This window comes from Clostridium bornimense (assembly GCF_018917145.1).
Taxonomy (GTDB): domain Bacteria; phylum Bacillota; class Clostridia; order Clostridiales; family Clostridiaceae; genus Clostridium_AN; species Clostridium_AN bornimense_A.
Map to the genome: position 1 here is coordinate 53,083 of NZ_JAHLOD010000011.1, position 26,507 is coordinate 79,589.

Genomic DNA, 26,507 nt, shown 5'->3' on the forward strand with positions numbered 1-26,507 from the left:
CTTATCTTAGGACAGCCTATATCTATTTAGAGTTAATTTCACCTTTATTACTTTTTAATATTCTGTAATCTTTTTCACAGTCCTTTACAATTATCCACAAGTTTGAAAAGACACCTTCTATATCATCTTCATTTTCTACATTTTTAATTTTTCTCATTCTATCTGTAAAATTTTGAACCTTGTTACTATCTAAATCTGTTATTAAGTCTCTATACAATGAACTCATTCTTTCCATTTTAGCTATATATATTTTTAATATATGAAGCTTATCCCCCATATCATTTATTGCCTTTCCAATCTCTTTTCTTTCATCCGCTTTATCCATTCACCTCAAACCTTTCAATGAATTATAGTACGGTAATGTATCCTATGATATATAATATGAAATTTTTAATTATAAGTGATAAAAAAGTTATTTTTTACTTTCTAAATTTTTTAATATATAATACAATATATTGGTATATAGAATTCAATTTTATATACCACAATGATACTTTGAAAGGTGGATACTTATGTCAAATCGTGGACATAAAAGAACAAATAATAAGGCATTTATAACTACATCTATTATTTTTCTCACGCTTATCATACTCATTAGTGCACTTTTAATTGTGTATTTAACATCCAGTAAAAAAACTAAAAATGATATGATTAAAGCAGCCAAGGTAGAAAATTATGAAAAGGCATTACAAAACAGTAATAAACTCATAAAAAAAGGTGATTATGTAGATTTGGCATATGAATATAAAGGATATAGTTTAATGCATTTAAATAAGAGTGATGAAGCATTGGATACATATCTAAAACTTATAAAGAGAGGCACTAAAAATGAACTCATATATAATCAAGTAGGAATTATATATAATGACAAATTACATGACCATGAAAAAGCATTAAAATACTTTGATAAAGCTATAGAATTTGATAATTCTAATGCTAGCTTCTATACAAATAGAGGTATAACTTATCAATGGTTAAATAACAATTCTGAAGCTATAAATAACTTCAATAAAAGTATAAAATTAAATTCTAAAAATAGTTATAACTATTACTATAAAGGTGTATCTTTATTAAATGAAAATGACATTGATTCATCAATAGAAAACTTAGAAAAGGCTATAAAACTTAATAGTAATGATGTGACCTTCTATGTATCTCTTGGAAATGCATATATCAAAAAATCTGACTTTGATAAAGCTTTAGATTCTTTTAATAAAGCAATAAAACTAGATAAAAAATCTATTAATGCATTTATAGGAAAAGGTTCAGTACTTTACGAAAAGAAAGAATATGATGAAGCTTCTAAAGCCTTCGATAATGCTTTAGATTTAGATGAAAATAATGAATATGCTCTTATAGGTAAAGGTAACGTATTATCTGCACAAGGAAATACTAAAGCTGCAGAAGAATATTATACTAAAGCTGATTCTGGAGAATAAACTACAATTGCTTTGATTTATTATATAAATAGGGTTCGCCTTAACGAAACTTAATCGTTATTAAGGCAAGCCCTATTTTTTTATACATACTCAATATGAATTATTATTATATAAATTTAACCATCTTCAAATGGTGCATATTTTCTATATTATATTTAAACTTTTTATAGTATCTTACTATTGTTCTATCCTTAGCAAGTAAAGATATTTTATTGTATCCTTTTTCTTTTGCTAAAGATTCAGCTTCCTTTAATAATCTCTTTCCAATACCAAATTCTCTATATTCTCTATCTACAGCTAAGTTAGCAATATAATATTCATTTTTATTACATTCTTTAAAAAATAAATATTCCAAAATTCCTCTAACATTGCTTACTATATTTTTAAATGACTTATCAAATTCTATAAATTTAAAATAAGTAACATAAGTTAATCTTCTTATTTCATCTCCTCTTAATGTTAATAGAACTCCCACTACTTTGTTATCTATCTTAATAACTCTAGTTCTATCGTAACTATATCTATTTCCTTTTACTCTTACTAATTCTTCTAACTTTTTTATAATCTTTTCTTTAGAATATGGTCCCCATTCATGTTCTGGATATTCTTCTGTTTCATAAATAAGAGCTGATATACTGGGGGCATCCTCTGAACAACCATTAGTAATTTCTATGTTTCTCATATTAATTCCTCGCTTTTGTTTTAATATATTTCCATTATAGTTATTTACTAAAAGTCATCCTACAACTTTATTGCTTAATATAAAGGTACATTTATGCTACCTTAAACAAATATTGGTAAGATAAAAAAGTATAATTTGTACTTTTATTTGTAATAAAAAAGAACCAATACATAATAAATATTGTTGTATTAGTTCTTTTTATAAAATATATTTGATAATTCGCATTTCACATTTCATAATTCTTAATTGTAGGCTTTAGAATAGCTATATGAAGGTACAACCTTCATTAGCCTACCAGTTGTATTAATAATAAATACCCATTTTAAGTATATCTAGTTAATTTATCTTACTCCACAGTACATATTATACAATTGTCGTATTTCTTCAACTAGTAATACATCTTTTATTTTATCCACATTTATTTTATATCCATTACAATCAATGAATTTATCTTCAATTAACTTTATAGTTATATATTTTAAATTATTACTTATATCTAACATATCTAAATCTGACTTCAACACTGCTACTTTATAGTTATTCTCACCTTCATCCATTAAAACACCATATAATGTATTTCCATCTATCTCAGTTACTTTTATAAAATCGCCATCTTTGAAAAATTTGTCCAAATTTCTCCCTCCTTGTATCTTATACTTAAATATTTTATATATTTTTGTCAAAAAGTTCAATAGTTATTTTTTTCATATTATTGTTCTTGCTACCATTAATGATATTATAAGGGCTGTAAAATCCGTTAAAAGTGCCGCCCATAAAGTATGTCTTATCTTCTTTACTCCTGCTGCGCCAAGATATACTGATATAGTATAAAATATAGTTTCTGTAGTTCCCATTATAATAGATGCAACAATACCTATAAAAGTATCTGGTCCAAAAGTTTTTACTATATCCGTGTATACTCCTAACGCTCCACTACCTGATAGAGGCTTTATTAATACTAGTGGTAATATTTCTGATGGTAATCCAATTAAATTAACTACCGGCGATGTTAATGAAGTGAAAGCTTTCAATGCACCAGATTCCTTAAATAAATTCACAGCCACTAACATTGCTAAAATATATGGAAATATTCTCAAGGATAATGTTATTCCATCCTTAACCCCTTCTATAAAACATTCATATACTTTTACCTTTTTTACAATCCCATATGTAACTATACTAAAAATCAAAATAGGAATTATTCCCTTTATTATGTAACTAATCATTAAAAATACCTCTGCAATATTTTACAATATATAACACCCATTATTGCTGCACTTCCGGTTGCTACTATGGCTGGTCCAATAATAATAGCTGGGTTAGCCGATCCGCAAGCAGCCCTTATAGATATAACCGATGTTGGTATAAGTTGAATAGCCGCTGTATTTAATACTAAAAATAAAGCCATATCATTAGTTGCAACACCCTTATTCTTATTATCCTTTTCCAATTCTTCCATAGCCTTTATTCCAAAAGGTGTTGCTGCATTAGATAACCCTAACATATTTGATGTTATATTCATCACCATAGCTCCTAAAGCTTTATCATTTTTTACAGCATCTTTAAATATCAACTTCATTATTGGTGTCAAAACCTTAGCAATCTTATCTGTTAGCCCACTTTTTTCAGCAATTTTCATAACACCACACCACAAGCACATCATTCCGACAAAGGTTATCATAAATTCTACTGTGGAACTAGTTGAATTTACAACTGCTTTAGATACTTCCTCAATCTTTCCTGTAGTAATTCCAAATATAGTTCCAATAAATATAATTCCGAACCATATATAGTTAATCATATTACAGTTATCCCCCTCCTATTTATATTAATACATTAAATTATATGTTAAAAAAGTAAATAAAATTCTTTAACTTGAAATATATATATAGCTCTGATACTATTTAAATTACAGATACTTATATTTTCTATTAATATTAAGGAGATTTTTTTATGACTTTAAATAATATAATGCAATATATAGAAAGCGAATATTATATTGTTAATCATACTCACTGCAAATATTGCAATGGTATGTTTATAACTGAAGAAATTTTAGTTGAAATATTGAACACTGGTGCTTTCGATGTATTTCACTGTGTTTGTGAAAATTGTGGTGCAGAAAAAACATTCAAATTTAACGCACCATTTGTTGGTGTTCCATCAAAATATAAATTAAATTAGGACAAGTTAATATGGGAGATGTTTAATATGGGAAAGAAGAAAAGTTTTTCAATAAGTAAGTTTATAGGTTTACTATTAATTATTGCTGGTTTGTCTACAATTGGTGTTGTACTTTATATGAATTATAAAGGAACATCTGAAAACAAAACCAAAATATCTGATTTTGAACAACAACTAAATAATCCTAGTGATGAAGAAACAGATGAGGATTATTTAGTAGGTGATACTATCGGTATCTTAACAATAAAGAAAATTGATTTAAAAGTTGCTGTTACAGAAGGTGCAGAGCTAGAAGATATTAAATCTACTGTAGGCCATTTTGAAAATACAGCAATGCCAGGAGAAGTTGGTAACTGCTCTATCGCTGGACATAGAAGTTATACTTATAGTGAACACTTTAATAGATTAGATGAAGTTGAAATAGGTGATAAAGTTAAAATAAAAACTTTAAAAGGAACATTTACATACGAAATAAATGACATTTTTATAGTAGATCCTGAAGATGTTTATGTTCTTGATCCTACCGATACTCCTACAATAACATTAATAACATGTACACCTAAAAATACTGGTAAGCAAAGACTTATATTAAAAGGGGACTTAGTTAAATAAAATAATGAGGTATTGCAGCAAATGAAAATTTGTTAGCAATACCTCATTTTATTATATTTCTTCATAAGTGCTTACAACTAAAAAAATACCACTGAAATTTTTATCTTTACTATGCACTAATATATCCATGTTTACTTGTTTTATATGTACAAAGTTGTCCACACTTTATCCACAACCCTGTGGATAATGTGGATAATTCTCACATTTTCTCATTACTTTTTCAGTTTTTCACCCTATTTTTTACATATAATGTAATCCACTTTTACTTTATTTGTATTCTTAATCTATATGTTGTTGTCTTAATATTTTTTCATCAATATATTGTTTCTCTAAAACAATTATCAACAAAATACTCACATTTTATCCACATAAATATTGTGGATATTGTGGATAACTTTAATTTCTATACACAGATTGCCCATCTTTTGTAATAATTACCTTAGTATCATCTTTTTCTAAAATCTCTATAAGCTCTTTAACATCAACATTTTTTTTATTATCTATCCTAAAATATGTAGTTACACCATTACTATCGTTTTTATCCACAACCATTTTATCTTTTTTCAACTTATTATATGTTTTCACCATCGACTCGGATATATCTTTATTATTTACATTTATAGAATTTATAAATGTTTCACTCTCTATATCAAAACTTTGTATCTTTGTTATCTTATTAAAATAATTAAACTTTAATACCAAAGATACTTCACCATCAATAGATACTGACCCTACCGGTTTAAAGTATCCATACATTGTTAATGCAATCACTGCGACAATTGCAACTACTGTTATTAATATGTATTCTTTATTTAATTTAAATTTTATCTCTCTAACTACTCTTCCAGTATATTCTTGTCCCTTTTCTGGAATATCTCCTCTATTCTTTAATTTAACTTTTGTAAATTCTCCATCTCTTGTTAATATTATTACATGTCTTCTTTCAACATTTACAACTACACCTGTTTTATCCATTGTTTTCACCTACTCTGATTCCAATATATGATATTAAGTATATCAAATCACTATTGGAAAATAATGTGGTTAACACCACTACATACTTATTATATTTTTCAATTAAATCTTCTTTAAATTCTCCATATAATCTTAATCTCTTATATGGAATTTTTCCTTCTCTCTTTATATACTCCAACAAAAAATTTTCTCTACTAAAAATTATAGCTACATTTAGTAAATAATTTTTTATTTCTTCTTTCTTGGGAGTATAATTTCTTATTTTTTTATAACTTATGTTATGACTTTTTAATTCTTTATCTAACCTATCTATATCGATATAAATTTTATTATAATATTCTAACTTCTCTTCTTCTCCTATAAAATCTTCATCTAACAAGATATTTCCATTAGAAAATCTAAAATAGTATCCCTTTTCTCTATAATGCTTTAAGAGCTCTAACTTTATTACTGCTCTCAAATACGCTATTTGACTTCCCATTTCTTTTTTATAACTCTCTACTGCGAAATTATATGCTATTACAGCAACACTATAATCCTCTAACTCTAATCCATTCTTTGTTCTATCAAATTCTTCTAATATACGTAATATAAAATTGTATTTAAATTTCTCATCTTTAAACTTCTCCATACCCTATCACCACCTACCTATAATCATTATGTCAAAAAACAAAAAAAAGAGCAATAATGCTCTACTTTATATATTACTTAAATATATTCCTTAGCAAAGATATTTTTCCAAGGTATGGAGGATATCTAAGCGGTATGTCAATCCAATTACTTCTTTTTAATATACTTTTTTCATGAGTAAAAGTATCAAAACTTCTTTTTCCATGATAAGATCCCATTCCACTCATACCTACTCCACCAAAAGGAAGTTCCGTAGTAGCTAAGTGGACTATAGTATCATTTATACATCCTCCGCCAAAATTAATATTCTCTAGTATATTTTTTTCTAAAACTTTATTTTCTGTGAATAAATATAATGCTAATGGCTTTTCAAAATTTCTAATGGTCTTTATAACTTCTTCGTATTTGCTATATGTTATTATAGGCATTATAGGTCCAAATATTTCTTCTGACATAATTTGTTCATCTAAACTCTTAACCTCTACTACTGTAGGTTCTATTTTTAATTTAGCTTCATCATAATTTCCACCTAAAAGAATATTGTCTTTATCTATCAAAGATAATATTCTTTGAAAATGTCTTTTATTTATTATCTTTACGTAATCTTCACTTTTTATAGGATTATCTCCATAAAATTCTTTTACATACTTTTTCACTGATTTTAAAAATTCTTCTTTAATATCTTTATGAATTAAAAAATAATCTGGAGCAACACAAGTTTGCCCACTATTTAAAAGCTTACCCCATACGATTCTTTTAGCAAAAATATCTATCTTATCGCTTTTATCCACTATACAAGGACTTTTTCCTCCTAATTCTAATGTTACCGGTGTTAAGTGTTTTGTTGCTGCTTCCATAACTATTTTCCCTACAGCTATACTTCCAGTAAAGAATATATAATCAAACTTTTCATCTAATAATGCCTTATTTACTTCTACTCCCCCTTGAACTACAGCAACATACTCTTTTTTAAATATATTGCTAATTATATTTTCTATAACCTTAGCAGTAGCTGGTGCCAATTCCGATGGCTTAATTACAGCTGTATTTCCAGCTGATATAGCTCCAACTAATGGTGACATTACTAATTGAACTGGATAATTCCATGGCGCTATAATAAGTACATTTCCATATGGCTCCTTATAAATATAACTAGTGGCCTTAAATTGTGATATTGGAGTTTTTACCTTTTTTCTTTTGCTCCACTTATCTATATTTTTAATAGCATCTTTAATTTCCTCATAAACCATAGCAATTTCAGTAGCAAAGCTCTCAAACTCTGACTTATTTAAATCCTCTTTAAGTGCTTCAAATATATTACTTTCATTTTTCTTTATTTCATTTTTTAGCTTTATTAATGCAGACTTTCTATTACTAATATCTAATGTATTACCACTATAAAAATATTCTTTTTGCCCTTCTAATATACCCTTTACCGTTTCCATACCTAACCTCCTAAATAATAAAAGAGATATTCTCTTATTATAGAATATCCCTTTTATTTTATATTGAAAAGTATTTCTTAATTTAAATTAACTATTTATAATACGCCATCTTCATCTTTCGATAAATCCCTAACAATCTTTCTTAATCCTATAAGTTCCCCTATAATATTTTTTTCTGATATTGCAGCATTTAAGTGACTTTTTGCATCAACTAAAAGTTCTTCTGAATCTAGTTCTAACTCAGAAACTTCTTTTTGTATATCATATGCTTTTTCTATCTCTTTCTCAGCCATCTTAAATAATTCTTCTGCTTTTTTATATCTACCTTCATTAGCACATTTTAACGCTTCATAGCTATATGTTCTAGCATCACCAGCACATGTTATTAACTGCATTGTAATATTCTCTATATCCATATTAATCATTACCCCTAATTTATATTTACTATTAATTAATATGAAAAATTATGAAAAGTAATACATAATCCTAACTTTGTGATACTACCTCAAAATACTTTTATATTACATTCTATACATTATAGCTTCATATGGACGTAACTCCATAACATTTTTTAGATTTTTAACCTCTTCATAATTACTTAAAAGAACTTCATTATACCCTATTTCTAATGATTCTTCTTTAAATGTAACTATCTTATCAGTGAAATTGCAAATAACTACTACTTTATCACCATCTAATTCTCTTATATATGCAAATACATCAGGATTTTCAACATCTAAATCTCTATATTCACCGTAAATTATAGTTTCACTATTTTTTCTTATATCTATAAGCTTTCTATAATGATGAAATATGGAGTTTTCATCTTCTACTGCTGCCTTAGCATTAATTTCTTTATAATTTTCGTTTACAGCAAGCCATGGTTTTCCACTTGTAAATCCAGCATTTTCACTATCATCCCATTGCATAGGAGTTCTCGCATTATCTCTTCCTTTTGCATAAATAGATTTCATTATTTCTTCATGACTATATCCCTTTGCTATTCTGTCTTTATACATATTACGAGTTTCTATATCATCATATTCATCAATAGAATTAAAACGAACATTTGTCATACCAAGTTCTTCTCCTTGATAAATATATGGTGTTCCCTTAAGACCATGTAGTAATGTAGCTAACATTTTAGCACTTTCTACTCTATATTCTTTATCATTTCCCCATCTAGAGACTATTCTAGGCAAATCATGATTATTCCAAAATAATGAGTTCCAACCTTTACCCTCTAATGAACTTTGCCATTTAGAAAATACTCTTTTTAATTCCTTTAATTCCAACGGCTTTAAATCCCATTTTTCTTTGCCCGGTTGTTCATCAAGACCAATATGTTCAAATTGAAATACCATACTAAGTTCTTTTTCTTCTGGATTAGAATATAATTTTGCTATTTCTGGTGTAGCTCCCCAAGTTTCACCTACTGTAAGAAGATCATATTTACCAAAAGAATTTTTATTCATCTCCTTTAAATACTGATGTAGCTTAGGGCCATTTCCTGTAATCATCTTATCTGGTACCTTTCCTATTAGATCTATTACATCCATACGGAAACCACCAACACCTTTTTCGCACCAGAAATTAACTATATCCCAAACAGCTTTTCTTACCTCGATATTCTCCCAATTTAAATCTGGTTGTTTTTTACTGAATATATGCATATAATATTGACCTGATGCTTCATCATACTGCCATGCACTACCACTAAACAATGACTTCATTTCATTTGGTTCCTTACCATCAACAGGATCTCTCCATATATAATAGTCTCTGTATTTATTATCTTTAGACTTCTTTGCCTCAATAAACCATGGATGTTCATCAGAAGTATGATTAACAACTAAATCCATAACTATTTTTATTCCTCTATCTTTAGCTTCCTTTAACAGATTATCCATGTCTCCCATTGTTCCGAATTCATCCATTATGTCACAATAATCACTTATATCATATCCATTATCATCATTAGGAGATTTATAAACAGGACTAAGCCAAATAACATCTATCCCTAATAATTTCAAATAATCTAATTTTTCTATTATTCCATTAATATCTCCAATACCATCGTTATTACTATCATTAAAACTTCTTGGATATATTTGATATACTACTGATTTATGCCACCACTTCTTTTCCATAACTCACCTCATAATTAAAAAATTTCCCATCACTTATATACTACTATCACAATTTTATTATGTAAACCTTTTATTACAACTTTATGTTATGCTCTTCAAAGAAAATTTTACTCTATTTTATAAAACCTATATAAATATTAATCTTGTTCATAAGATAATATATTTCCAGTATGGGAATCTACTTCATAACTATATTCCATATTATTATAATAAAACTCTACTTCATATTTTTTTACTCCATTGTCAAACTCTAATTCTGTCCTTTTAAAATTAACTTGATCACTTGTTAAACCCGCATGTGCTAATGCAATTTCTTTTGCTTTATCTAGTGAAATATCACCTGTATTATTTACACTTTCTTGTGCATTTCCTTGTGCATTACTTTCACTGTTATCTTGTGTAGTAGTTTCATAGTTATTAACGCCACTAGTATTATTATTATCATTCCCTACTACACCTGAATTTCCGCATCCTACTAAACTAATACTAACTGTTGCTATAATTATTGCTAAACTTAATTTTTTCATTTTCTTCGCCATCCTTTAATAATTATTTAAAATATACACTTATTCTTGTATACTTATATAATTCACTATCTATATTAATTTCATTCTCTGGAATTCCAATACCATTATCCTTAACTTCTAATTTAAATTTATTGGACTCTTTTTTTAATATTATTTCAATCTCTATATTATCCTTATTATTATATTTTATTGAATTATCAATAAATATAATTAATAATTGCTTTAAATCATTTGGATCAATTTTCATATTTATATCTTCATCGATATTAACGATATATTTTACATTTGGTTTTAAAATCCTATATTGTTCTATAACCTCATCAACTACTATTATAGGATTAATTTCTTCTAACTTATTTAAATTTATTTCTGATTTTTCTGCCTTAGATAGTAGTAACATATCATTTACTAATTTTTTTAATCTTTCAACTTCTTTTAAACATATATCTAATGATTTCTCTAAGCGATCTCTATCATTCTTTCCCCATCTTTTAATCATACTTAAATGTCCATGAAGCGCTGTTAATGGTGTTTTTAATTCATGTGATACATCTGATACAAACCTACTTTGCTCATGAAATGCTTCTTCTAATTCATCCATCATTGAATTAAAAACAATATTTACTTTATCCACCTCATCATTCAACTGGGAAATTTCCGCTCTTTTATTAATCCCATTTTCCTTAATCTCATTCATAGTTGTTATAAGCCTTCTAAGTCTATTTATAAAATTCTTGGAAACATACATAGCTCCCATACCACTTAAAACCAATCCTAAAATTAATGTAAAAATTAAAATTGGAAAGGAGTTCTCAGTAAACTCCTGCAACATCTCATTTTCTCTAACTATCTGTAATGTATATTCAGCACCTCCTATGTTTATTGGTGCTGTTAATACCATGTATATATCAGAATCAAAAAATCTAGGTTTAATTGAAATATCTTTATTTTCATAATCAAGTTTAATATCTTCCCATACTTCAGATATAGTTTCATAGTATATTCTATTGGCTGAATAAATCCTAATATATTCATCATCATTGGCTAAATGTTGTAAGTATTCATAAAAACTATTTTCTGGTATTTGTATATTTACATCTTGAGATAAACTAATTATCTCTTTATACCTATCTTTTAATAAATCCCTTTCATACTCATCTGTAAACATCCAAAATGCAATTAATTGACCAATTGTATATATAAATAAAATTAAACTAATTATAAAAAAAGACTTTTTTATAAACTCTAAAAATATGGGTACCTTTTTAGCTTTCATTATTAACTCCTCATAATATAACCAACTGATCTGACTGTTTGTATATATTCTTCCTTGTTTTCATTACTTAACTTTGCTCTTAAATATCTAATATATACATCTGTAACATTAGTTTCTGATTCATATCCATATCCCCATATTTTTTCTAATAGTTCTTCTCTAGTAACTACCTTATCCTTATTATCTATTAATATCATTAATAATTCATACTCTTTATTAGTTAAATTTATCTCATTACCATCTTTTTCAACAACCCTAGAACTTTTATTAATTATAATATCCTTAAACCTTACTATATAATTATTAAATTTATCTTGCCTTCTAAATACTACTTCAATACGTGCAAGTAATTCTTCTATTGCAAATGGTTTTGCTATATAATCATCTGCTCCTATTTGAAGACCATTAACCTTATCCATTACACTGTCCTTCGCACTAAGCATTATTACAGGAGACTGCTTTTCTCTTTTTAACCTTCTACATATTTCAAATCCATTCATAGAAGGCAAAATAACATCTAGTATTATAAGATCATATTCATTCTTTAAGGCTTCTTCTAAACCTTCCCTTCCATCTTCTTTAATACAAACATTATATCTTTCATATTCTAATTCTCCTTTTAAAAAGTCAGAAATATTTGGTTCATCTTCAACAATTAATATGTTTTTCACAGTGATTACTCCTTTATAATTCACATTTGAATTTTAATCATAATAGCTATCTAAATCTGTAATAACACCTAGTTTAGAATCTACATTAACCTCCATCAGCATATTATTTGTATCTCTCACTTTAAAATTATACTCAAAACTAAAATTATCTAAATCTAATCTTTTATTAATTTTTACTATTTCTCCTTGAACTGCTTGAAGTGCCATTACTTTTGCTTCTTCCACTGTATAATTAATATTAGATTTGGCTATGCTGTATACAGTTACAAATCCTGCAATACCTACTCCAGCTACTATAGCTATTAATATTGAACCTCTTTTTATTAATTTTCTTTTATTTTCTTTTATTTTTTCTCTTGCTATTCTAAAATATTTATACATTTTATTTTTCCCTTCTCCTAATTGATAATAAAAATTATATAATATAAATTTTTATCTTTCATGAAATAAAAATGAGAGCAAAATTAAAATTTTTTAATTTTACTCTCACGTATTTAACTTATATTTCATTATTGCTTATAATACGTTACTTTTCCATACAAAAATAGCCTTAACCAAGATAATCCCTATAGTTAAGGCTATAACCTCACTTACTTATGATACACTTCTAATATTACTCATTATAAATTTGCTTTCAGGGAGAATGGGCATTTTTTGCATGCTATAACTTAAATTCTGATTTGGAACATCATACTCAATCTTATTAACAAGAAAATCTAGACTAGCTTTCATGATTTCAATAGTAATTCCTTCTCCTGGACACCTGTGTCCTTTTTCAGGATTACTTCCACCTTGAGGTATAAAATCAAATAGGTTTTCCTTTCGTTCTTTAAAACGCTTAGGGCAAAATTTATCAGGATTATTCCATATTCTCGGGTCATGGTTAATACCATAAACATCAAGTAGTACAAGCATTCCTTCTTTAAATTCACATTTATTCCAAACAAAATCCTTTTTAACCCTCGCTCCTAAAAGAGGAGTGAATGGATAGTAGCGTCTAACTTCCTGTACAAACATTTTAAGCTCATTCTCATCTCCTGATAATAAATTATCTTTGGCCTTTGGATACTCATGTAGTGCTAATGCTTCAAAGACAATAAATGTTGAAATAGCAACAATAGGACGTAGTACATTTATAAGTTCAACACCAGCCATATGGCTATCTAGATAATTTTTATCAATATCTCTATAAAAAGCCATAGCATAAAGTGCTGAGCCTTCTTCAGCCTTAATTTTCCCAGATCGTACATCTTCTATGATTCCTTTAACCCACTCTTCCGCTCTAGTTCTCGCTCTTCTTCCCTTCCAATGCCGAGGTCCAACTGCACCGAAAGCATCTACCATTGAAGTAAAGTCTTCTGCCCTCTCTTTTACCTCATCTTCTTTTAAAGGAACTCCAGCCCATTGGCATGCTACTCTGCACAAGATTTCACTTACTTCATCGAAAAGAACAATCTGTTCTTTATTTTCCCACCCCTTAACAGAATCTTGTAACCTATCCATTGTAAGCTTAGCAAGTTGATCCTGATGTGATGGATCCATTAATGACATAAATAAATTCTTCCTATGTATATGTGCTTCACCATCCATAGACTGAATAGCGCCAACACCAAATAATGTTTTTTGTACTCGTTTTGGTGTAGCACCATTTCGATAAAATAATTCTGGATCATAAAAAATTTTTGCAGCCTCTTCTCCAGTCATACAAATTACTTTTTGCCCAAGTAAGTGAGTTTCAAATATATCAGACTTATATTGTTCAACTCTGTTTTTAATGAACATGTATCCCTCATTCAATAGATTCATAGTATTATCTAGACCTCTGTCATGTTGAACATGTTTCTTAGTTTGCATATATTTTCATTCTCCTTTCTACATAATTTAGAAATATATTTAATGTCTTGAATTTTTTAATAAGATTCAGTTATATAATTTGAGATAAAAATAACTCTTCTCTATTTTTCCCTTATAGGGTACTATTACCTTAATTAGTATGTCAGATTTTATTTTTATTTTTATTTATTACAAGTGCTACATTTTCAATACTTAATCTATTACATTGTATCCATACATTTGCTTATTATCTCAACATATAATAACATAACTTCAAGAAATAGCATGTATAATATTGGGGGTTGAAAAATATGAGTAGAAATGAATTAAATAAAAACTTAGCACAAATGCTTAAGGGCGGAGTAATCATGGATGTTACTAATGCCGAAGAAGCTAAAATTGCAGAAAAAGCTGGAGCTTGTGCTGTAATGGCACTTGAAAGGGTTCCTTCTGACATTAGAAAACAAGGTGGAGTAGCTAGAATGTCTGATCCTAAAATGATAAAAGAAATTCAAGAAGCTGTTTCAATACCAGTAATGGCGAAAGTAAGAATAGGACATTTTGTTGAAGCACAAATATTAGAAGCTTTAGGAATAGATTATATTGATGAAAGTGAGGTATTAACTCCAGCAGATAATGCTTATCACGTTGATAAAACAGCTTTTAAAGTACCATTTGTTTGTGGAGCAAGAAATCTTGGTGAAGCTCTTAGAAGAATCGGTGAAGGTGCTTCTATGATAAGAACTAAAGGTGAAGCTGGTACTGGCGATGTTGTTCAAGCGGTAACTCATCAAAGAACAATGCAAGATGATATAAGAAGAGTTCAAAATGCTCCAAAAGAAGAATTAATGACTTTAGCAAAAGAGTTTAATGCTCCATATCACTTAATAGAATATGTATGGGAAAACGGAAAACTACCTGTAGTTAACTTTGCAGCTGGTGGAATAGCAACTCCTGCTGATGCTGCATTAATGATGCAACTTGGAAGTGAAGGAGTCTTCGTAGGTTCAGGAATATTTAAATCTGGTAACCCTGAAAAAAGAGCAAAAGCTATAGTTTTAGCAACTACTTACTACAATGATCCTGTAAAACTTGCAGAGTTATCAGAAGATTTAGGAGAACCAATGAGTGGTATAAACTCTGAAGAAGTTGCTTCAAAATACGCTGAAAGAGGTTGGTAATATGAAAATTGGTGTTTTAGCTCTTCAAGGTGGCTTTAAAGAACATATTGATCATATAAAGTCATTAGGATACCAAGCTGTAGAAGTTAGAAAAAAAGAAGATTTAGATGGGATAGATGGTATTATTCTTCCTGGTGGTGAAAGTACTACAATGGGAAGATTATTAAGGGTTACTGGGTTAAAAGAGGTTTTAAGAGAAAAAATTATAAATGGACTTCCTATATGGGGTACTTGTGCTGGTATGATTCTTTTAGCTAAAGATATTGATGGAGCTGATTCACCTCACCTTTCACTTATGGATATTACAGTTAAAAGAAATGCTTACGGTACTCAAATAGATAGCTTTTCTAAACCAGTTCATTTAGATATTTTAGGTGAACAACCTCTAGATTTAGTTTTTATAAGAGCGCCATATATTAGTTCACTAAATATAACAAATAATTTTTTAGACGACTCTGATGGAATGCACTTTGCTAATGACAACTGGATTATCAAATTAGATAAACATATTGTGGGAATTAAAGAAGGAAATATGATAGCCACATCATTTCATCCTGAACTAACACCAGATACAAGATTTCATAAATATTTTATCGAGGAAATTGTATCTGGGCACAGATGCATGGCACAATATTAGTGAATAAGTAAGAAGGCACATGGCACAGGTAATAGAGATTTGGTTGATGTTTTATGGTTTGATAACAACGCTTAAGTATAATAGTTTTGTATATGAAAAAATTACAATATTATATAAGGAGTATTATATATATTTAATGTATAAAAATATACGCCATATGAAAATGTAAATTTTCATTGCTTACCTAGAACACACGAGCTGTCCGCAGGACTTATAATATTTTCCCCACAGGGGAAAATTAACCTTAACTATTCACTATTCACTCTTACCTCTTCACTACTTGCCCTGCCCTTATTTACTTTGGAAAATTAATATTTACTTTAAATAAATCTCCATCTATTGTTATTATCATTTTCCCACCTTGGAGTTCAATAAATGTTTTAGCTATGGCTAGTCCCAAACCACTTCCTTCTGTATTCCGTGATTTATCTCCTCGTACAAATCTTTCAGTTATATAATCTCCATCAAAATCTATCTCTTCTGCGGACATGTTTTTTAGAGTTATATCTACATTGTCAATATTATTAAATATATCAATATACACTCTAGAATTTCTCATAGCATATTTAGTAACATTAATCATTAGATTCTCAAACACTCTAAATGTATACTGACTATCTAACTTTAATACAACTCTACCTTCTGGAAAGTTTTTTCTTATTATTAATGCAGATTCTTTTATTTTATCGTCTAACTCTATTAAAATTTGCTTAATTAAATCTATTATATCTACATTTACTATATCTAATTTAATATTTCCACTATTAGCCTTGCTCATATCAAATAAATCTTCTATTAACACTTTCAATCTATTCGATTTTACTTCTAGAGTTTTAATATATTTTTTACGTTGTTCCTCTGTAATATCTTCATTTTTTAATAAATCTATATAACTTATAATTGATGTTAATGGAGTCTTTAAATCATGAGACACATTACTTATAAGTTCTGTTTTCATCACTTGGCTTTTAGTCTCTTCTTCTACAGCTCTCTTAAATCCTACTTTTATATTCTGAATTTCTTTCTTTATTGGCTCAAATATTCCTAATTCTTCATCTATTTCAACATCTAAATTCCCTCTTGATATTTCTTCCGTTGTAGTAAGTATTCTATTATACTTTTCCTTAACATCATCTAAATACTTTTTTGCAATACAAAATAATATTATAGAATACGTAATAGATATTACTATCGCTGTCCATATATTAATAGTCACTAACAACATAATCATAAAATTAATTACTATTAAAATTAATAATCTATATGTAACTGGCTCCTTAAAATCTATTCTTAATGACCATTTGAAAAATTTATAAATTAAAGACTTATTTTTTATACCTTCCAAATTGTCTTTTCTCATGACCTCACAAATCGCTGATACAATAACAAAAAACATTAAATATATCACAAAACACCTTAATATATTACAAATATCAGTGTTAATTATGTCCTCACTTTTTATATATTTGATTTCTATTACAAAGCTTCCATCAGTTATTTTCTTAATAGTATCAATTATGTATAATGATGCAATGGTACTTAATAATATACTAATCTCTATAGGTATTCTATATATAATTTTTGTAAATATTATTTCATTCATATACTTATATGATATCAATAAATCAAATAACACTATTCCTGCAATAGCAATCCATAAAAATAACATATTTGGATCTATAGTAGTTACAGTTGTATCTATATTTCCTTTATTGTTTAATAGTGATTGGTATGATATAGCATATACCACTTTTACATCGTTAACCTTATTGATTTTTATATCTCCTGATAATTTTTTATCTGCCTTCAATAATAAACTACTTATTTCTCTCTTATCTACTCCCTTACAATCTTCTATTTCAATATTCCCATTCTTATCAAAAGATAAAATAATAAAGAAATCATATATTTCTCGTATTTCTTCTTTTCTAGAACTTTTTATCAATGTCTCAATATCCGAACTAGCATATTTTTTTACTAATTCTCCTTTGCCATTAAAAATGGCATATTCTAAATTATCTGAATAATTTTCTAATCTTGACTGCCACGTTTTAAACTTATAACTTTTCTTGACCTCATCATCTATACTATCATCTATTACAGTATTATATAATACATAACTATTTGTACATAACTTATTCACAAACCCATAATTTTTATAACCCTCATGAATATGATTGTTCATATAATCCTTGGAATACACCCTTACTATTATTACTGATAGTATTAATAATATAGATAATATTATTGTATTTACAATTATAGTTTTTTTATCAACCTTCAATTTTATACCCTACCCCCCATACTACTTTTATATACCTCGGTTTTTTGGGATTTATCTCTATCTTTTCCCTTATATTCCTTATATGAACCATTATCGTATCTGTATTAACCGCCTTCTCATTCCAGATTCTTTCGTAAATTTCATCTGTTGAATATACTCTTCCTGGATTTTTTATTAGTAGTCTAAGAATTTTAAACTCACTAGGTGTCATCTTTATCGTTTCTCCATCAACATTTACTGTCTTTTTATCATCATTAAGTTCTAGACCTCCAACAGTGAATATTTTTTCGTTTAAGTCTGCTTTATTTGTTAATGAATATCTAAAATATCTCCTAAGTTGTGAATTTACCCTAGCCATTAATTCCATTGGTTGAAATGGTTTTGTAACATAATCATCAGCGCCTATATTTAATCCCATAATTTTATCTAACTCTTCTGATTTAGCAGAAAGTATTATCACTGGAAAATCATACTTTTCTCTAATCTTAATAATTAGCTCTGTTCCATTCATCTTAGGCATCATTATATCCACAATTGCCAAGTGAATTTCTGTTAATAAAATTCTTTCTAGAGCTTCTATTCCATCTCCAGCTTTAAACACATTGTATCCTTGATTTTTTAAATATATTTCTATTGCCTCTGATATTGATTTGTCATCCTCCACAATTAAGATATTGTACATACTGCATCCCATCCTTTCTTCCCCCATATAAATTATACAATATCTTACATAATATCTACAAATTACATACATATTATCATTTATTTATTAAAGAATAGCTTAGATAATTCTAAAGATTTTCTAAAGATACTTACGCTGATTTCTATAACAACACTTAAGTATAATAGCTTCATATATTTATCTAAACCTATATACGCCTAAGAACATTGTGACTAAGTTCCCTTTTTAGAGTGAAAGTGAAGAAGTAATAATGAATGTTAATTTCCCTCTTACTTATTACCTAACTCTTGTAAAGCAAAAAGGGCTCCCGCTCACGAAATTTAATCGTTAATGCGACAGCCCCTTTACATGTTTTTATTCTCTTTTTTCCTTCTTTTTCAATAATGCTGATGTATCTAAAACTTCTTTTTCCTTATTAGCCTTTTTATTCTTCACTTTTTTCTTTTTTTCTATAATTATTTCACTGTAAACTTTCTTTTCCACTACTACAACTTTTTTATCTTTTCTTTTTTCATAAAAAGTCTTCACCTTTTTTATCGGAATTTTTGCTAATAATTTTCTATAATCTAAATTTAATCTCCTATAAACAATATCAAAGAAAAATAATAATATAGCTATTAATAAACAAATATTTTTAAGCTGTATTTTTTTATATGCTACTTTTTCTTTACCTGTAAAAACCTCTGAAGCCTTATTTATAAATTTACCATTAACCTCATTTACTAATATATCAATATTCCCACTATTATCATTAAACTTAAATTCCTCAGAATACTGCATAGAAAAAGCACCATTATAACTATTAACTATCTTGCCATCATTTTCTTCTCTTATATTAAAGTTATAGAATCCAAGATCATTAATATTTACTTTTCCTTGATACCTTCCTGGTTCAACTTCAGATAATTCGAACTTACCTTCTTCTCCTTCTTCTGAGTTATAATGTCCATTTAATTTACTACCTTTTTTCACATCATCACTATAAAAATCAATTACTGCTTCATCTCCACTTACTGTTACATTAACATTACCACCATCACCGTACTCTGGAATTGTCCAATATATCATATTTTTTATAAGTTGTGCTCCATTTTTCCATGATAAATAATTTTTACTCCACTGACCATTAATATCAGAAGTCCAACTTACTGTTTTACCAAGTCCATATTGATATACTGCTAAAAGTGGTTCATCTTCTTTAGTCCGTAATATTTCAATAGCCTTGTCCTTTTTCGATGTTCCTATATAACCAAGTACTGATGGCAACCCATCATTAATTAACCCTCTTGTTATCTCGTGACTACTAACCACCTTAGGTGTAAATTCTTCATTAATTATATACTCGCCAGTACTTATTAAGATTTCTTTTGCAAATATTCTTGGAATATCAGTAAAAATATCTGTATGATAACTTCTACCCTTTCCCTTCTTAGCTAGATTCTCAAGAAGAGTGCCATTGGCATCTGTTCCTACTGAAACAGTAGATAATGTTATATTATTTTCATTTATCTTAGATATTACATCATCATAACTACTCTCAGGAAAACCATCTTCTCCATCTGTTAATAATATTGTGTGCTTTATTTTTGCTGAAGATTCAATTTGCTTTTCTATTGCATCTTTTAATGGAGGATATATGGAAGTTCCCCCACCTATAGTAATACCTGATATCTTTTCTTTTATCTTATCTTTATCTTGAACTTTTTGTGGCTTCACAACATAACTAAATCCGTCATCAAAAGCAATAACAGATATTTCATCAGTATCACGTAAATTATCTACAGCCTTTAGTGCCGCTTCTATTGCTAATGTAAGCTTACTAGTTGATCCATCTCCAGAACTCATACTTCCTGATTTATCTATGATCAAACTTAAGCTAATCTGAGGTATCTCATTTTTGCCCTTTTTGTCCATATCTACAGGCAAAATCTTTTCCAACGCAGTATCCTTATACCCACCTAAAGCATAAGAATCCTCGCCTCCAAATGTTACTACACCACCACCGTAATCTTTAACATAGCTTTCAATATTATTCATAAAACCACTATTTAAATCATCGCTATGTACATTACATAATACTATAGTTTTATATTCTAATAATTCATTTAAATCTCGTGGTGCTGCTGATGAAGTTATTACCTTCATGTCACTATTAGCCGCCTTTAACACATTAATAGCTCCAGCTCCATCACCAGATTTTCCTTCTATTAATAATATTTTTGCCGGCGCCGTTACATTTGTAAAACAAGTATATTCATTATTCACAGTAGAAGTATCATCCTCAGGCTCTATCAATACTCTATATCCCTTAAATCCACCCGATGTTTGAACATCCTTAAATACAAAAGTATTTTTTCCTTTTTGAACTTCAACCCTTTGTTCAGCTTTTTTATCTCTACCTGAAAATAAAACTAAATTTGCAGAAGTTTTTACATTTGATTCTAAAGTAATTACTACTGAAAATTCTTCTCCTATAGCAATATTATCAGGCACCTTTACATTATCTACATAAACCTCATTTCCTTTTTCATTTGAAACCTTATATGTCCTGAAATCTATATCCTGCTCCTTTATTAATGATATATCTTTTACAACCTCACCTTGATTTTCTTCACCATCACTAATGAGTACAATTCTTTTTGAAGCTCCACTTGGAAATAAACTCATAGCACTACTTATTGCATTTTCAATATTAGTAGCTGTTTTTATTGGCGTATTATTTACTTCTAAATACTTTTTATCATTATCAATAACCTTGTCCACTGCACTATTACCACCAAAAACTACAACACCTGCTTTATTATTCTTTGGCATCTCTTGCAATGACTTATTTATAAATTTCACTCCCTCTTCCTTAAAAGAAGCCATACTTTCCGAAGTATCTAGTAAAAATATTGTCACAGTATTTTTCCCTTTTAAGCTAATAGTTATATCTGATAATGATAATATTAAAAGCATCATTACTAACACTCTTGATACTATAACAAAATAATCTCTATTCCTTACTCCTTTATATTTTCTAAGAGAAAAATATATGAAGGCTATAGCAATAGGTATTAATATAAGAGCCCATGGCATCATTATCTCAAACTTCACAACATTTTCCTCCCTAATTTCCTTTTAAGTAAAATATCCATTCTGTTGATATCACACCTAAAGCTAAAATAATTAAAATAAAATCTAGGTTAACACCTTTTCTTAATGACTCAATATTGCCACTTTCACCTATCTCACCTAAATACTCTACATTAGCATTACTCTCCTCATCTGAAGGAAAATTTACAGCTATAACTTCATTGCTACTATCATTTTCTAAAACCTCTTCTATATTATAAATACCAAGGTTATACTTAGAATTTATCTTTTCATTTAATTGTAATACCTTAGATTTTTCACCTGGATACTGAACTTTTAATTCCTTTGCTAAATTACTTGCCTTAAGTTCTATCTCTTCACCACTTTTATAATTAGATTTACTAGTTATTCCATTACTTATTAACTTTTCACCTAACTCATAAATTAATATAGGAAATTGTTTTTTAAGTGCCACATCTGAGTTATGAATATCGAAAGATAATGCTGCAATACCTCTATTGTCCTTTTCTCCATAAAATCCTACTGCTGTATTATCCACTTCCAAAAAAGCTTTACCATAGTAAGGTACCTCAATCCCATTAAATTTTGATAATGTAAATTGAAGATCATTAATATATTTAGAAACTTGTCCCTCAATAACTTTTGCTTCCTTAACCTCTCCACCACCTATTACATTAAAAAACTCATTTGATTTAGGATTAACAAATAATATATTACCTGTAGTAGGCAACTTGTCCGGTGTTACATTATCAAAAATATATAAATCATATTTATCATCATCACTTATATTGCTAAAATCATTAGTTTTAAATAATTCTATATTCTGTAATGCTGAAAAACTTTTTTCTAAAAATATATTTTCTTCAGTAACTAATAATATCTTTTTATTTTCAGTATCTCTTACTATATCATAAAATACATTATCTTCTTCTAAATCATCTTTTTTAGATAATTCACCTTTTAATAGTGTTCCATTATAATTTTCTAGATTAAAATTAAGAACTACTTTTTCACCAGAACCTAACTCTACATTCTTAACCTCTACCATATTATCATCACTATATAAAGTAAAATCACCACTATAATCATTAATGCCCCTATTTGTAACAGTTGCAATTACTTTTAGATTTCCATCACTATATTTATGAGCTATATTATCAATAGAAGCATTTTCCCCTTCATTTCCAACGGCGATAACCTTACCTTTTACTTCTCCAAATGATACTTCTTTATCAGTGACAACTATAACTTCACTTTCTTCACCAATACCGTTTTTAATTGCTTTTACAAAAGACATAACTGAAGAAACATCCCCGGTGCTATAACTTTGTTTTATATTATCTATGGTATTATAAATTGTACTTTTATCACTATTATCATTTAATAATAAATTCTCATTACCATCATAAGAAATAATATATGCCCTTGTATCATCACTACTAGAAGAAATATAATCTTTAATAAGTTCTTTACCATTTTCAAGCCTTGATTTACCTTTATAATTCATAGCCATACTACCTGTAGTATCCATTACTACAATGACATTTTTATATGTACTTCCACCAATATTTAAATGTAGTTTCATAAGTGCCAAAATAATAAGCAAAATTATTATAAGTTGCAGTGGTAGCATAATATTTTTTCTTAATTTTTCCCATGGAGTACTGGCATGAGTATTTTTATAAACTTCTTGCCATAAAAGCAATGAAGAAACTTCTTTTTCCTTATACTTTCTCTTTAATATATAAAGAGCTATTACTAGTGGCACTAATATTAATAAAATTAGTGGCCATAATGTACCAATGGTCATCTTCTCCTCCTTTCTAGCATGTTACACAACTACATTATTTCTTGTAAATTTATCTAAAATAACTTTTTCTAAAGATTCGTCAGATCTTACAAATACAATCTTAGCTCCATATTTCTTAGCCATATTTTTAAGGTTGTTATTATAAGTTTTTAGTGCTTTTTTATATTCTTCTATAACCTTATAGTTTAAAGTCATCTTTACTTCTTCTCTTGTTTCACTATCTATTAAAGTAACTTCTTCATCGATATTAGGCTCCATATCTTCTTTACTTAATACTTGTACTAATATTATTTGTTGTTTTTTAAAAGCTAAATACTTCAATCCCTCTTCTAAATTTTCTAAACCACCATTATTTAAAAAATCTGATATTACAATAGATACCCCTCTACCAGTGATTTTTCTTTTTCGTATACTTTCACCTAAATTAGTAGCTCCATTAAATTCAATATTATTTAAATCTCTTAAAAGTTTTTGAAATGTTCTTTTTCCTGTTCCACTTCCTAGATCTACAATATTGCCATCTTCTAATCCACTTACAATAATTCTATCTAAATTATTTATTGTTATATATCCTAAAGATGCCACTATCTTTAAAGCCATTTCTCCTTTATTATCATCACCTTGATCCATAGACTTACTTTTATCTAGGAAAAAATTAAAAACACCTTCTCTCTCTTCCATAAAAACTTTAACAAATAATTTATCTAATCTTCCATAAGCATTCCAATCTATTCTTCTAAAATCATCACCAGGAGCATATTCTCTAAAATCAGAAAATTCTACTGACACACCTTTAGCTTTAGACTTTCTTCCACCTTGAGTTCCATTAGATAATCTAAAATTTAAAGCCATATTTATCTTATTTAACTTTGTAAAAAAGTCTTTATCAAAAATATTTTCTTTCATTGCTTACACAACCTTTAAATCATCTAAAATTTTCTTTATTAAATCTTCTTCAGTTACTCCATCAGTTATACCATCAAAATTTATAGCAATTCTATGTCTTAATATTGGATATGCCATAACCTGAATATCTTCAAAAGATACATTATATCTACCTTCCATAATTGCTCTTACCTTTGCACCACCAAATAAACCTTGTGCCGCTCTAGGACTTGCCCCTACTTCAATATATTTTTTTGCCACCTCATGGCCTTCTGGAAGTTCTGGATGTGTAGCTAAAATTACCTTTAAAGCATATTCTTTAACAGCATCAGCCATAGGAACTTCTCTTATTATCTCTCTAAGTTTTATTATTTCTTCTCCATCTATAATAGGCTTTATTTCTACCTCTTCATTTGAAAGAGTTAAATCCATAATTTCTTTTAATTCATCTAAAGTAGGAAATTCAACCTTTACCTTAAATTGAAATCTATCAAGTTGAGCTTCTGGTAATGGATATGTTCCCTCTTGCTCCACTGGATTTTGTGTTGCCAGCACCATAAACGGCTTTGGTAAACTATAAGTTGTCTTACCTACTGTTACAGATTTTTCACCCATTGCTTCTAATAAAGCTGACTGTGTCTTTGGCGTTGCTCTATTTATCTCATCAGCTAATAAAAGATTTGTAAACACTGGACCTTTTTCAAACTTAAACTCCGTTCTATCATTCTCCTTAGAAACAACATTAGTTCCCACAACATCAGCAGGCATAAGATCTGGTGTAAATTGAATCCTTGAGAAATCTAAATTTAATACTCTTGCTATTGTTCTTACTAATTGAGTTTTACCAAGCCCCGGCATACCCTCTAATAAAACATTCCCACCAGAAAATATAGCAATCAAAACTTGTCTTACTATTTCCCTTTGACCAATTATACCTTTCCCAATCTCATCCTCACACTGTTGCAACCTACCTGCAATCTCCCTTATCATATCCTCATTTATCTTCATAAATATCACTCCTATTTCAATTCACATTTCAATCAATTCACATTTCGCAATTATGGTTAATTTCCCCCTGTGGGGAAAATATTATATACTCAATTTAGACAATTCTCAATTCAGGCAATTCAATCAATTTTCATTTCACAATTATGGTTAATATGGGTGTTTAGTGCGTATATAAAACTGTTATACTTAAGTGTTGTTTTTCACTAATCATGGATTCTTAGTTCAAGCTACATGAAAGCAAAGCTTCATTAGCCCCCTGTAATGACCTTGCAATAAATATAACTCCCTTAAGAAAACCAAACCACTCTATACCACAAACTCAGCTCTTAAATTCTAAGAAATTCCCCAAAGGAATTTCATCCTTCACTGTGCACTGTGCACTCAATGTCGTCAACTTTAGAAAAAACAAGAGCTAGGAAATATATTCCGGTATATAATAGGATGATCCTTATGATAAAATATCTTTTTATCATAAGGAGATTTTTATATGAACAAAACGA

General features: G+C 28.3%; 26 protein-coding genes. 5 read left to right on the plus strand and 21 right to left on the minus strand.

Annotation, left to right across the window (positions count from 1 at the left end; all coding sequences use genetic code 11):
* Nucleotides 1-22: 22 nt before the first annotated feature.
* Nucleotides 23-325: a hypothetical protein gene (locus KQI30_RS05700; RefSeq protein WP_216462293.1), complete on the minus strand. Its 303-nt coding sequence runs from the start codon at nucleotides 323-325 to the stop codon at nucleotides 23-25.
* 187 nt (nucleotides 326-512) lie between these two features.
* Here KQI30_RS05700 and KQI30_RS05705 point away from each other — a divergent pair, with 187 nt between their 5' ends.
* Nucleotides 513-1,439, plus strand: coding sequence for a tetratricopeptide repeat protein (locus KQI30_RS05705; protein ID WP_216462294.1), 927 nt, complete (start codon nucleotides 513-515; stop codon nucleotides 1,437-1,439).
* A gap of 106 nt (nucleotides 1,440-1,545) precedes the next feature.
* Here KQI30_RS05705 and KQI30_RS05710 read toward each other — a convergent pair whose 3' ends face one another.
* From KQI30_RS05710 to KQI30_RS05725, 4 genes are all read right to left on the minus strand, one after another.
* Nucleotides 1,546-2,121: a GNAT family N-acetyltransferase gene (locus KQI30_RS05710; RefSeq protein WP_216462295.1), complete on the minus strand. Its 576-nt coding sequence runs from the start codon at nucleotides 2,119-2,121 to the stop codon at nucleotides 1,546-1,548.
* 341 nt (nucleotides 2,122-2,462) lie between these two features.
* Nucleotides 2,463-2,753 carry a hypothetical protein gene (locus tag KQI30_RS05715; protein ID WP_216462296.1) on the minus strand — a complete coding sequence of 97 codons (291 nt, stop codon included), beginning with the start codon at nucleotides 2,751-2,753 and terminating at the stop codon, nucleotides 2,463-2,465.
* A gap of 72 nt (nucleotides 2,754-2,825) precedes the next feature.
* Nucleotides 2,826-3,344: a spore maturation protein gene (locus KQI30_RS05720; RefSeq protein ID WP_216462325.1), complete on the minus strand. Its 519-nt coding sequence runs from the start codon at nucleotides 3,342-3,344 to the stop codon at nucleotides 2,826-2,828.
* Between the two features lie 2 nt (nucleotides 3,345-3,346).
* A complete protein-coding gene (locus tag KQI30_RS05725; RefSeq protein ID WP_216462297.1) occupies nucleotides 3,347-3,922 on the minus strand; it encodes a nucleoside recognition domain-containing protein in 576 nt (191 codons plus the stop codon).
* A 152-nt stretch (nucleotides 3,923-4,074) separates the two neighbouring features.
* On the opposite strand from KQI30_RS05725, the gene KQI30_RS05730 reads away from it, so the two are divergent.
* Nucleotides 4,075-4,305: a metal-binding protein gene (locus KQI30_RS05730; protein WP_216462298.1), complete on the plus strand. Its 231-nt coding sequence runs from the start codon at nucleotides 4,075-4,077 to the stop codon at nucleotides 4,303-4,305.
* 27 nt (nucleotides 4,306-4,332) lie between these two features.
* Nucleotides 4,333-4,917 carry a class D sortase gene (locus tag KQI30_RS05735; protein ID WP_216462300.1) on the plus strand — a complete coding sequence of 195 codons (585 nt, stop codon included), beginning with the start codon at nucleotides 4,333-4,335 and terminating at the stop codon, nucleotides 4,915-4,917.
* Between the two features lie 396 nt (nucleotides 4,918-5,313).
* Here KQI30_RS05735 and KQI30_RS05740 read toward each other — a convergent pair whose 3' ends face one another.
* From KQI30_RS05740 to KQI30_RS05785, 10 genes are all read right to left on the minus strand, one after another.
* On the minus strand, nucleotides 5,314-5,892 hold the full coding sequence (locus KQI30_RS05740) for an anti-sigma factor domain-containing protein (protein ID WP_216462301.1): 579 nt from the start codon (nucleotides 5,890-5,892) through the stop codon (nucleotides 5,314-5,316).
* Nucleotides 5,885-6,523, minus strand: coding sequence for a hypothetical protein (locus KQI30_RS05745; protein WP_216462302.1), 639 nt, complete (start codon nucleotides 6,521-6,523; stop codon nucleotides 5,885-5,887). Before KQI30_RS05745 ends, KQI30_RS05740 begins: the two co-directional genes overlap by 8 nt.
* Before the next feature lie 73 nt (nucleotides 6,524-6,596).
* A complete protein-coding gene (locus KQI30_RS05750) occupies nucleotides 6,597-7,967 on the minus strand; it encodes an aldehyde dehydrogenase (RefSeq protein WP_216462303.1) in 1,371 nt (456 codons plus the stop codon).
* Between the two features lie 95 nt (nucleotides 7,968-8,062).
* The gene (locus KQI30_RS05755; RefSeq protein WP_216462304.1) at nucleotides 8,063-8,383 is read right to left on the minus strand and encodes a PTS lactose/cellobiose transporter subunit IIA; all 321 of its coding nucleotides are present in this window, start codon (nucleotides 8,381-8,383) and stop codon (nucleotides 8,063-8,065) included.
* A 105-nt stretch (nucleotides 8,384-8,488) separates the two neighbouring features.
* Nucleotides 8,489-10,117 (minus strand): glycoside hydrolase family 13 protein, encoded by a 1,629-nt coding sequence (locus KQI30_RS05760; RefSeq protein ID WP_216462305.1) that lies wholly within the window; start codon nucleotides 10,115-10,117, stop codon nucleotides 8,489-8,491.
* Between the two features lie 137 nt (nucleotides 10,118-10,254).
* Nucleotides 10,255-10,644, minus strand: a complete 390-nt coding sequence (locus KQI30_RS05765) for a PepSY domain-containing protein (RefSeq protein ID WP_216462306.1) — start codon at nucleotides 10,642-10,644, stop codon at nucleotides 10,255-10,257.
* A gap of 22 nt (nucleotides 10,645-10,666) precedes the next feature.
* Nucleotides 10,667-11,920, minus strand: coding sequence for a sensor histidine kinase (locus KQI30_RS05770; protein ID WP_216462307.1), 1,254 nt, complete (start codon nucleotides 11,918-11,920; stop codon nucleotides 10,667-10,669).
* A gap of 2 nt (nucleotides 11,921-11,922) precedes the next feature.
* On the minus strand, nucleotides 11,923-12,591 hold the full coding sequence (locus tag KQI30_RS05775; protein WP_216462308.1) for a response regulator transcription factor: 669 nt from the start codon (nucleotides 12,589-12,591) through the stop codon (nucleotides 11,923-11,925).
* Between the two features lie 33 nt (nucleotides 12,592-12,624).
* A complete protein-coding gene (locus tag KQI30_RS05780) occupies nucleotides 12,625-12,972 on the minus strand; it encodes a PepSY domain-containing protein (protein ID WP_216462309.1) in 348 nt (115 codons plus the stop codon).
* 213 nt (nucleotides 12,973-13,185) lie between these two features.
* Nucleotides 13,186-14,445: a cytochrome P450 gene (locus KQI30_RS05785; RefSeq protein ID WP_216462310.1), complete on the minus strand. Its 1,260-nt coding sequence runs from the start codon at nucleotides 14,443-14,445 to the stop codon at nucleotides 13,186-13,188.
* Nucleotides 14,446-14,735: 290 nt separating this feature from the next.
* On the opposite strand from KQI30_RS05785, the gene pdxS reads away from it, so the two are divergent.
* Nucleotides 14,736-15,605 carry a pyridoxal 5'-phosphate synthase lyase subunit PdxS gene (pdxS, locus tag KQI30_RS05790; protein WP_216462311.1) on the plus strand — a complete coding sequence of 290 codons (870 nt, stop codon included), beginning with the start codon at nucleotides 14,736-14,738 and terminating at the stop codon, nucleotides 15,603-15,605.
* A 1-nt stretch (nucleotide 15,606) separates the two neighbouring features.
* Nucleotides 15,607-16,242 (plus strand): pyridoxal 5'-phosphate synthase glutaminase subunit PdxT, encoded by a 636-nt coding sequence (gene pdxT, locus KQI30_RS05795; protein ID WP_216462313.1) that lies wholly within the window; start codon nucleotides 15,607-15,609, stop codon nucleotides 16,240-16,242.
* A gap of 295 nt (nucleotides 16,243-16,537) precedes the next feature.
* Here the strand turns inward: pdxT and KQI30_RS05800 are convergent, their stop codons facing one another.
* The 6 genes from KQI30_RS05800 to KQI30_RS05825 form a co-directional block, all read right to left on the minus strand.
* Nucleotides 16,538-18,526: a sensor histidine kinase gene (locus KQI30_RS05800; RefSeq protein ID WP_216462314.1), complete on the minus strand. Its 1,989-nt coding sequence runs from the start codon at nucleotides 18,524-18,526 to the stop codon at nucleotides 16,538-16,540.
* A complete protein-coding gene (locus KQI30_RS05805; RefSeq protein WP_216462315.1) occupies nucleotides 18,516-19,220 on the minus strand; it encodes a response regulator transcription factor in 705 nt (234 codons plus the stop codon). The genes KQI30_RS05800 and KQI30_RS05805 overlap by 11 nt, the downstream gene beginning before the upstream one ends.
* Before the next feature lie 342 nt (nucleotides 19,221-19,562).
* Nucleotides 19,563-22,304 carry a VWA domain-containing protein gene (locus KQI30_RS05810; RefSeq protein WP_367397835.1) on the minus strand — a complete coding sequence of 914 codons (2,742 nt, stop codon included), beginning with the start codon at nucleotides 22,302-22,304 and terminating at the stop codon, nucleotides 19,563-19,565.
* A gap of 13 nt (nucleotides 22,305-22,317) precedes the next feature.
* Nucleotides 22,318-24,114 carry a vWA domain-containing protein gene (locus tag KQI30_RS05815; protein WP_216462316.1) on the minus strand — a complete coding sequence of 599 codons (1,797 nt, stop codon included), beginning with the start codon at nucleotides 24,112-24,114 and terminating at the stop codon, nucleotides 22,318-22,320.
* 21 nt (nucleotides 24,115-24,135) lie between these two features.
* Nucleotides 24,136-25,020 carry a DUF58 domain-containing protein gene (locus tag KQI30_RS05820; RefSeq protein WP_216462317.1) on the minus strand — a complete coding sequence of 295 codons (885 nt, stop codon included), beginning with the start codon at nucleotides 25,018-25,020 and terminating at the stop codon, nucleotides 24,136-24,138.
* Nucleotides 25,021-25,023: 3 nt separating this feature from the next.
* A complete protein-coding gene (locus KQI30_RS05825) occupies nucleotides 25,024-26,007 on the minus strand; it encodes an AAA family ATPase (protein ID WP_216462318.1) in 984 nt (327 codons plus the stop codon).
* Nucleotides 26,008-26,507: the final 500 nt, after the last annotated feature.

Bases quoted from the DNA above. Each gene is read 5' to 3' on its own strand.
- KQI30_RS05825 (WP_216462318.1), bottom strand. From the start codon at position 26,007: ATGAAGATAAATGAGGATATGATAAGGGAGATTGCAGGTAGGTTGCAA.
- KQI30_RS05740 (WP_216462301.1), bottom strand. From the start codon at position 5,892: ATGGATAAAACAGGTGTAGTTGTAAATGTTGAAAGAAGACATGTAATA.
- pdxS (WP_216462311.1), top strand. From the start codon at position 14,736: ATGAGTAGAAATGAATTAAATAAAAACTTAGCACAAATGCTTAAGGGC.
- KQI30_RS05730 (WP_216462298.1), top strand. From the start codon at position 4,075: ATGACTTTAAATAATATAATGCAATATATAGAAAGCGAATATTATATT.
- KQI30_RS05765 (WP_216462306.1), bottom strand. From the start codon at position 10,644: ATGAAAAAATTAAGTTTAGCAATAATTATAGCAACAGTTAGTATTAGT.
- KQI30_RS05780 (WP_216462309.1), bottom strand. From the start codon at position 12,972: ATGTATAAATATTTTAGAATAGCAAGAGAAAAAATAAAAGAAAATAAA.
- KQI30_RS05805 (WP_216462315.1), bottom strand. From the start codon at position 19,220: ATGGGATGCAGTATGTACAATATCTTAATTGTGGAGGATGACAAATCA.
- KQI30_RS05710 (WP_216462295.1), bottom strand. From the start codon at position 2,121: ATGAGAAACATAGAAATTACTAATGGTTGTTCAGAGGATGCCCCCAGT.
- KQI30_RS05755 (WP_216462304.1), bottom strand. From the start codon at position 8,383: ATGGATATAGAGAATATTACAATGCAGTTAATAACATGTGCTGGTGAT.
- KQI30_RS05815 (WP_216462316.1), bottom strand. From the start codon at position 24,114: ATGACCATTGGTACATTATGGCCACTAATTTTATTAATATTAGTGCCA.
- KQI30_RS05700 (WP_216462293.1), bottom strand. From the start codon at position 325: ATGGATAAAGCGGATGAAAGAAAAGAGATTGGAAAGGCAATAAATGAT.
- KQI30_RS05820 (WP_216462317.1), bottom strand. From the start codon at position 25,020: ATGAAAGAAAATATTTTTGATAAAGACTTTTTTACAAAGTTAAATAAG.
- KQI30_RS05735 (WP_216462300.1), top strand. From the start codon at position 4,333: ATGGGAAAGAAGAAAAGTTTTTCAATAAGTAAGTTTATAGGTTTACTA.
- KQI30_RS05745 (WP_216462302.1), bottom strand. From the start codon at position 6,523: ATGGAGAAGTTTAAAGATGAGAAATTTAAATACAATTTTATATTACGT.
- KQI30_RS05705 (WP_216462294.1), top strand. From the start codon at position 513: ATGTCAAATCGTGGACATAAAAGAACAAATAATAAGGCATTTATAACT.
- KQI30_RS05760 (WP_216462305.1), bottom strand. From the start codon at position 10,117: ATGGAAAAGAAGTGGTGGCATAAATCAGTAGTATATCAAATATATCCA.
- pdxT (WP_216462313.1), top strand. From the start codon at position 15,607: ATGAAAATTGGTGTTTTAGCTCTTCAAGGTGGCTTTAAAGAACATATT.
- KQI30_RS05725 (WP_216462297.1), bottom strand. From the start codon at position 3,922: ATGATTAACTATATATGGTTCGGAATTATATTTATTGGAACTATATTT.
- KQI30_RS05770 (WP_216462307.1), bottom strand. From the start codon at position 11,920: ATGAAAGCTAAAAAGGTACCCATATTTTTAGAGTTTATAAAAAAGTCT.
- KQI30_RS05785 (WP_216462310.1), bottom strand. From the start codon at position 14,445: ATGCAAACTAAGAAACATGTTCAACATGACAGAGGTCTAGATAATACT.
- KQI30_RS05750 (WP_216462303.1), bottom strand. From the start codon at position 7,967: ATGGAAACGGTAAAGGGTATATTAGAAGGGCAAAAAGAATATTTTTAT.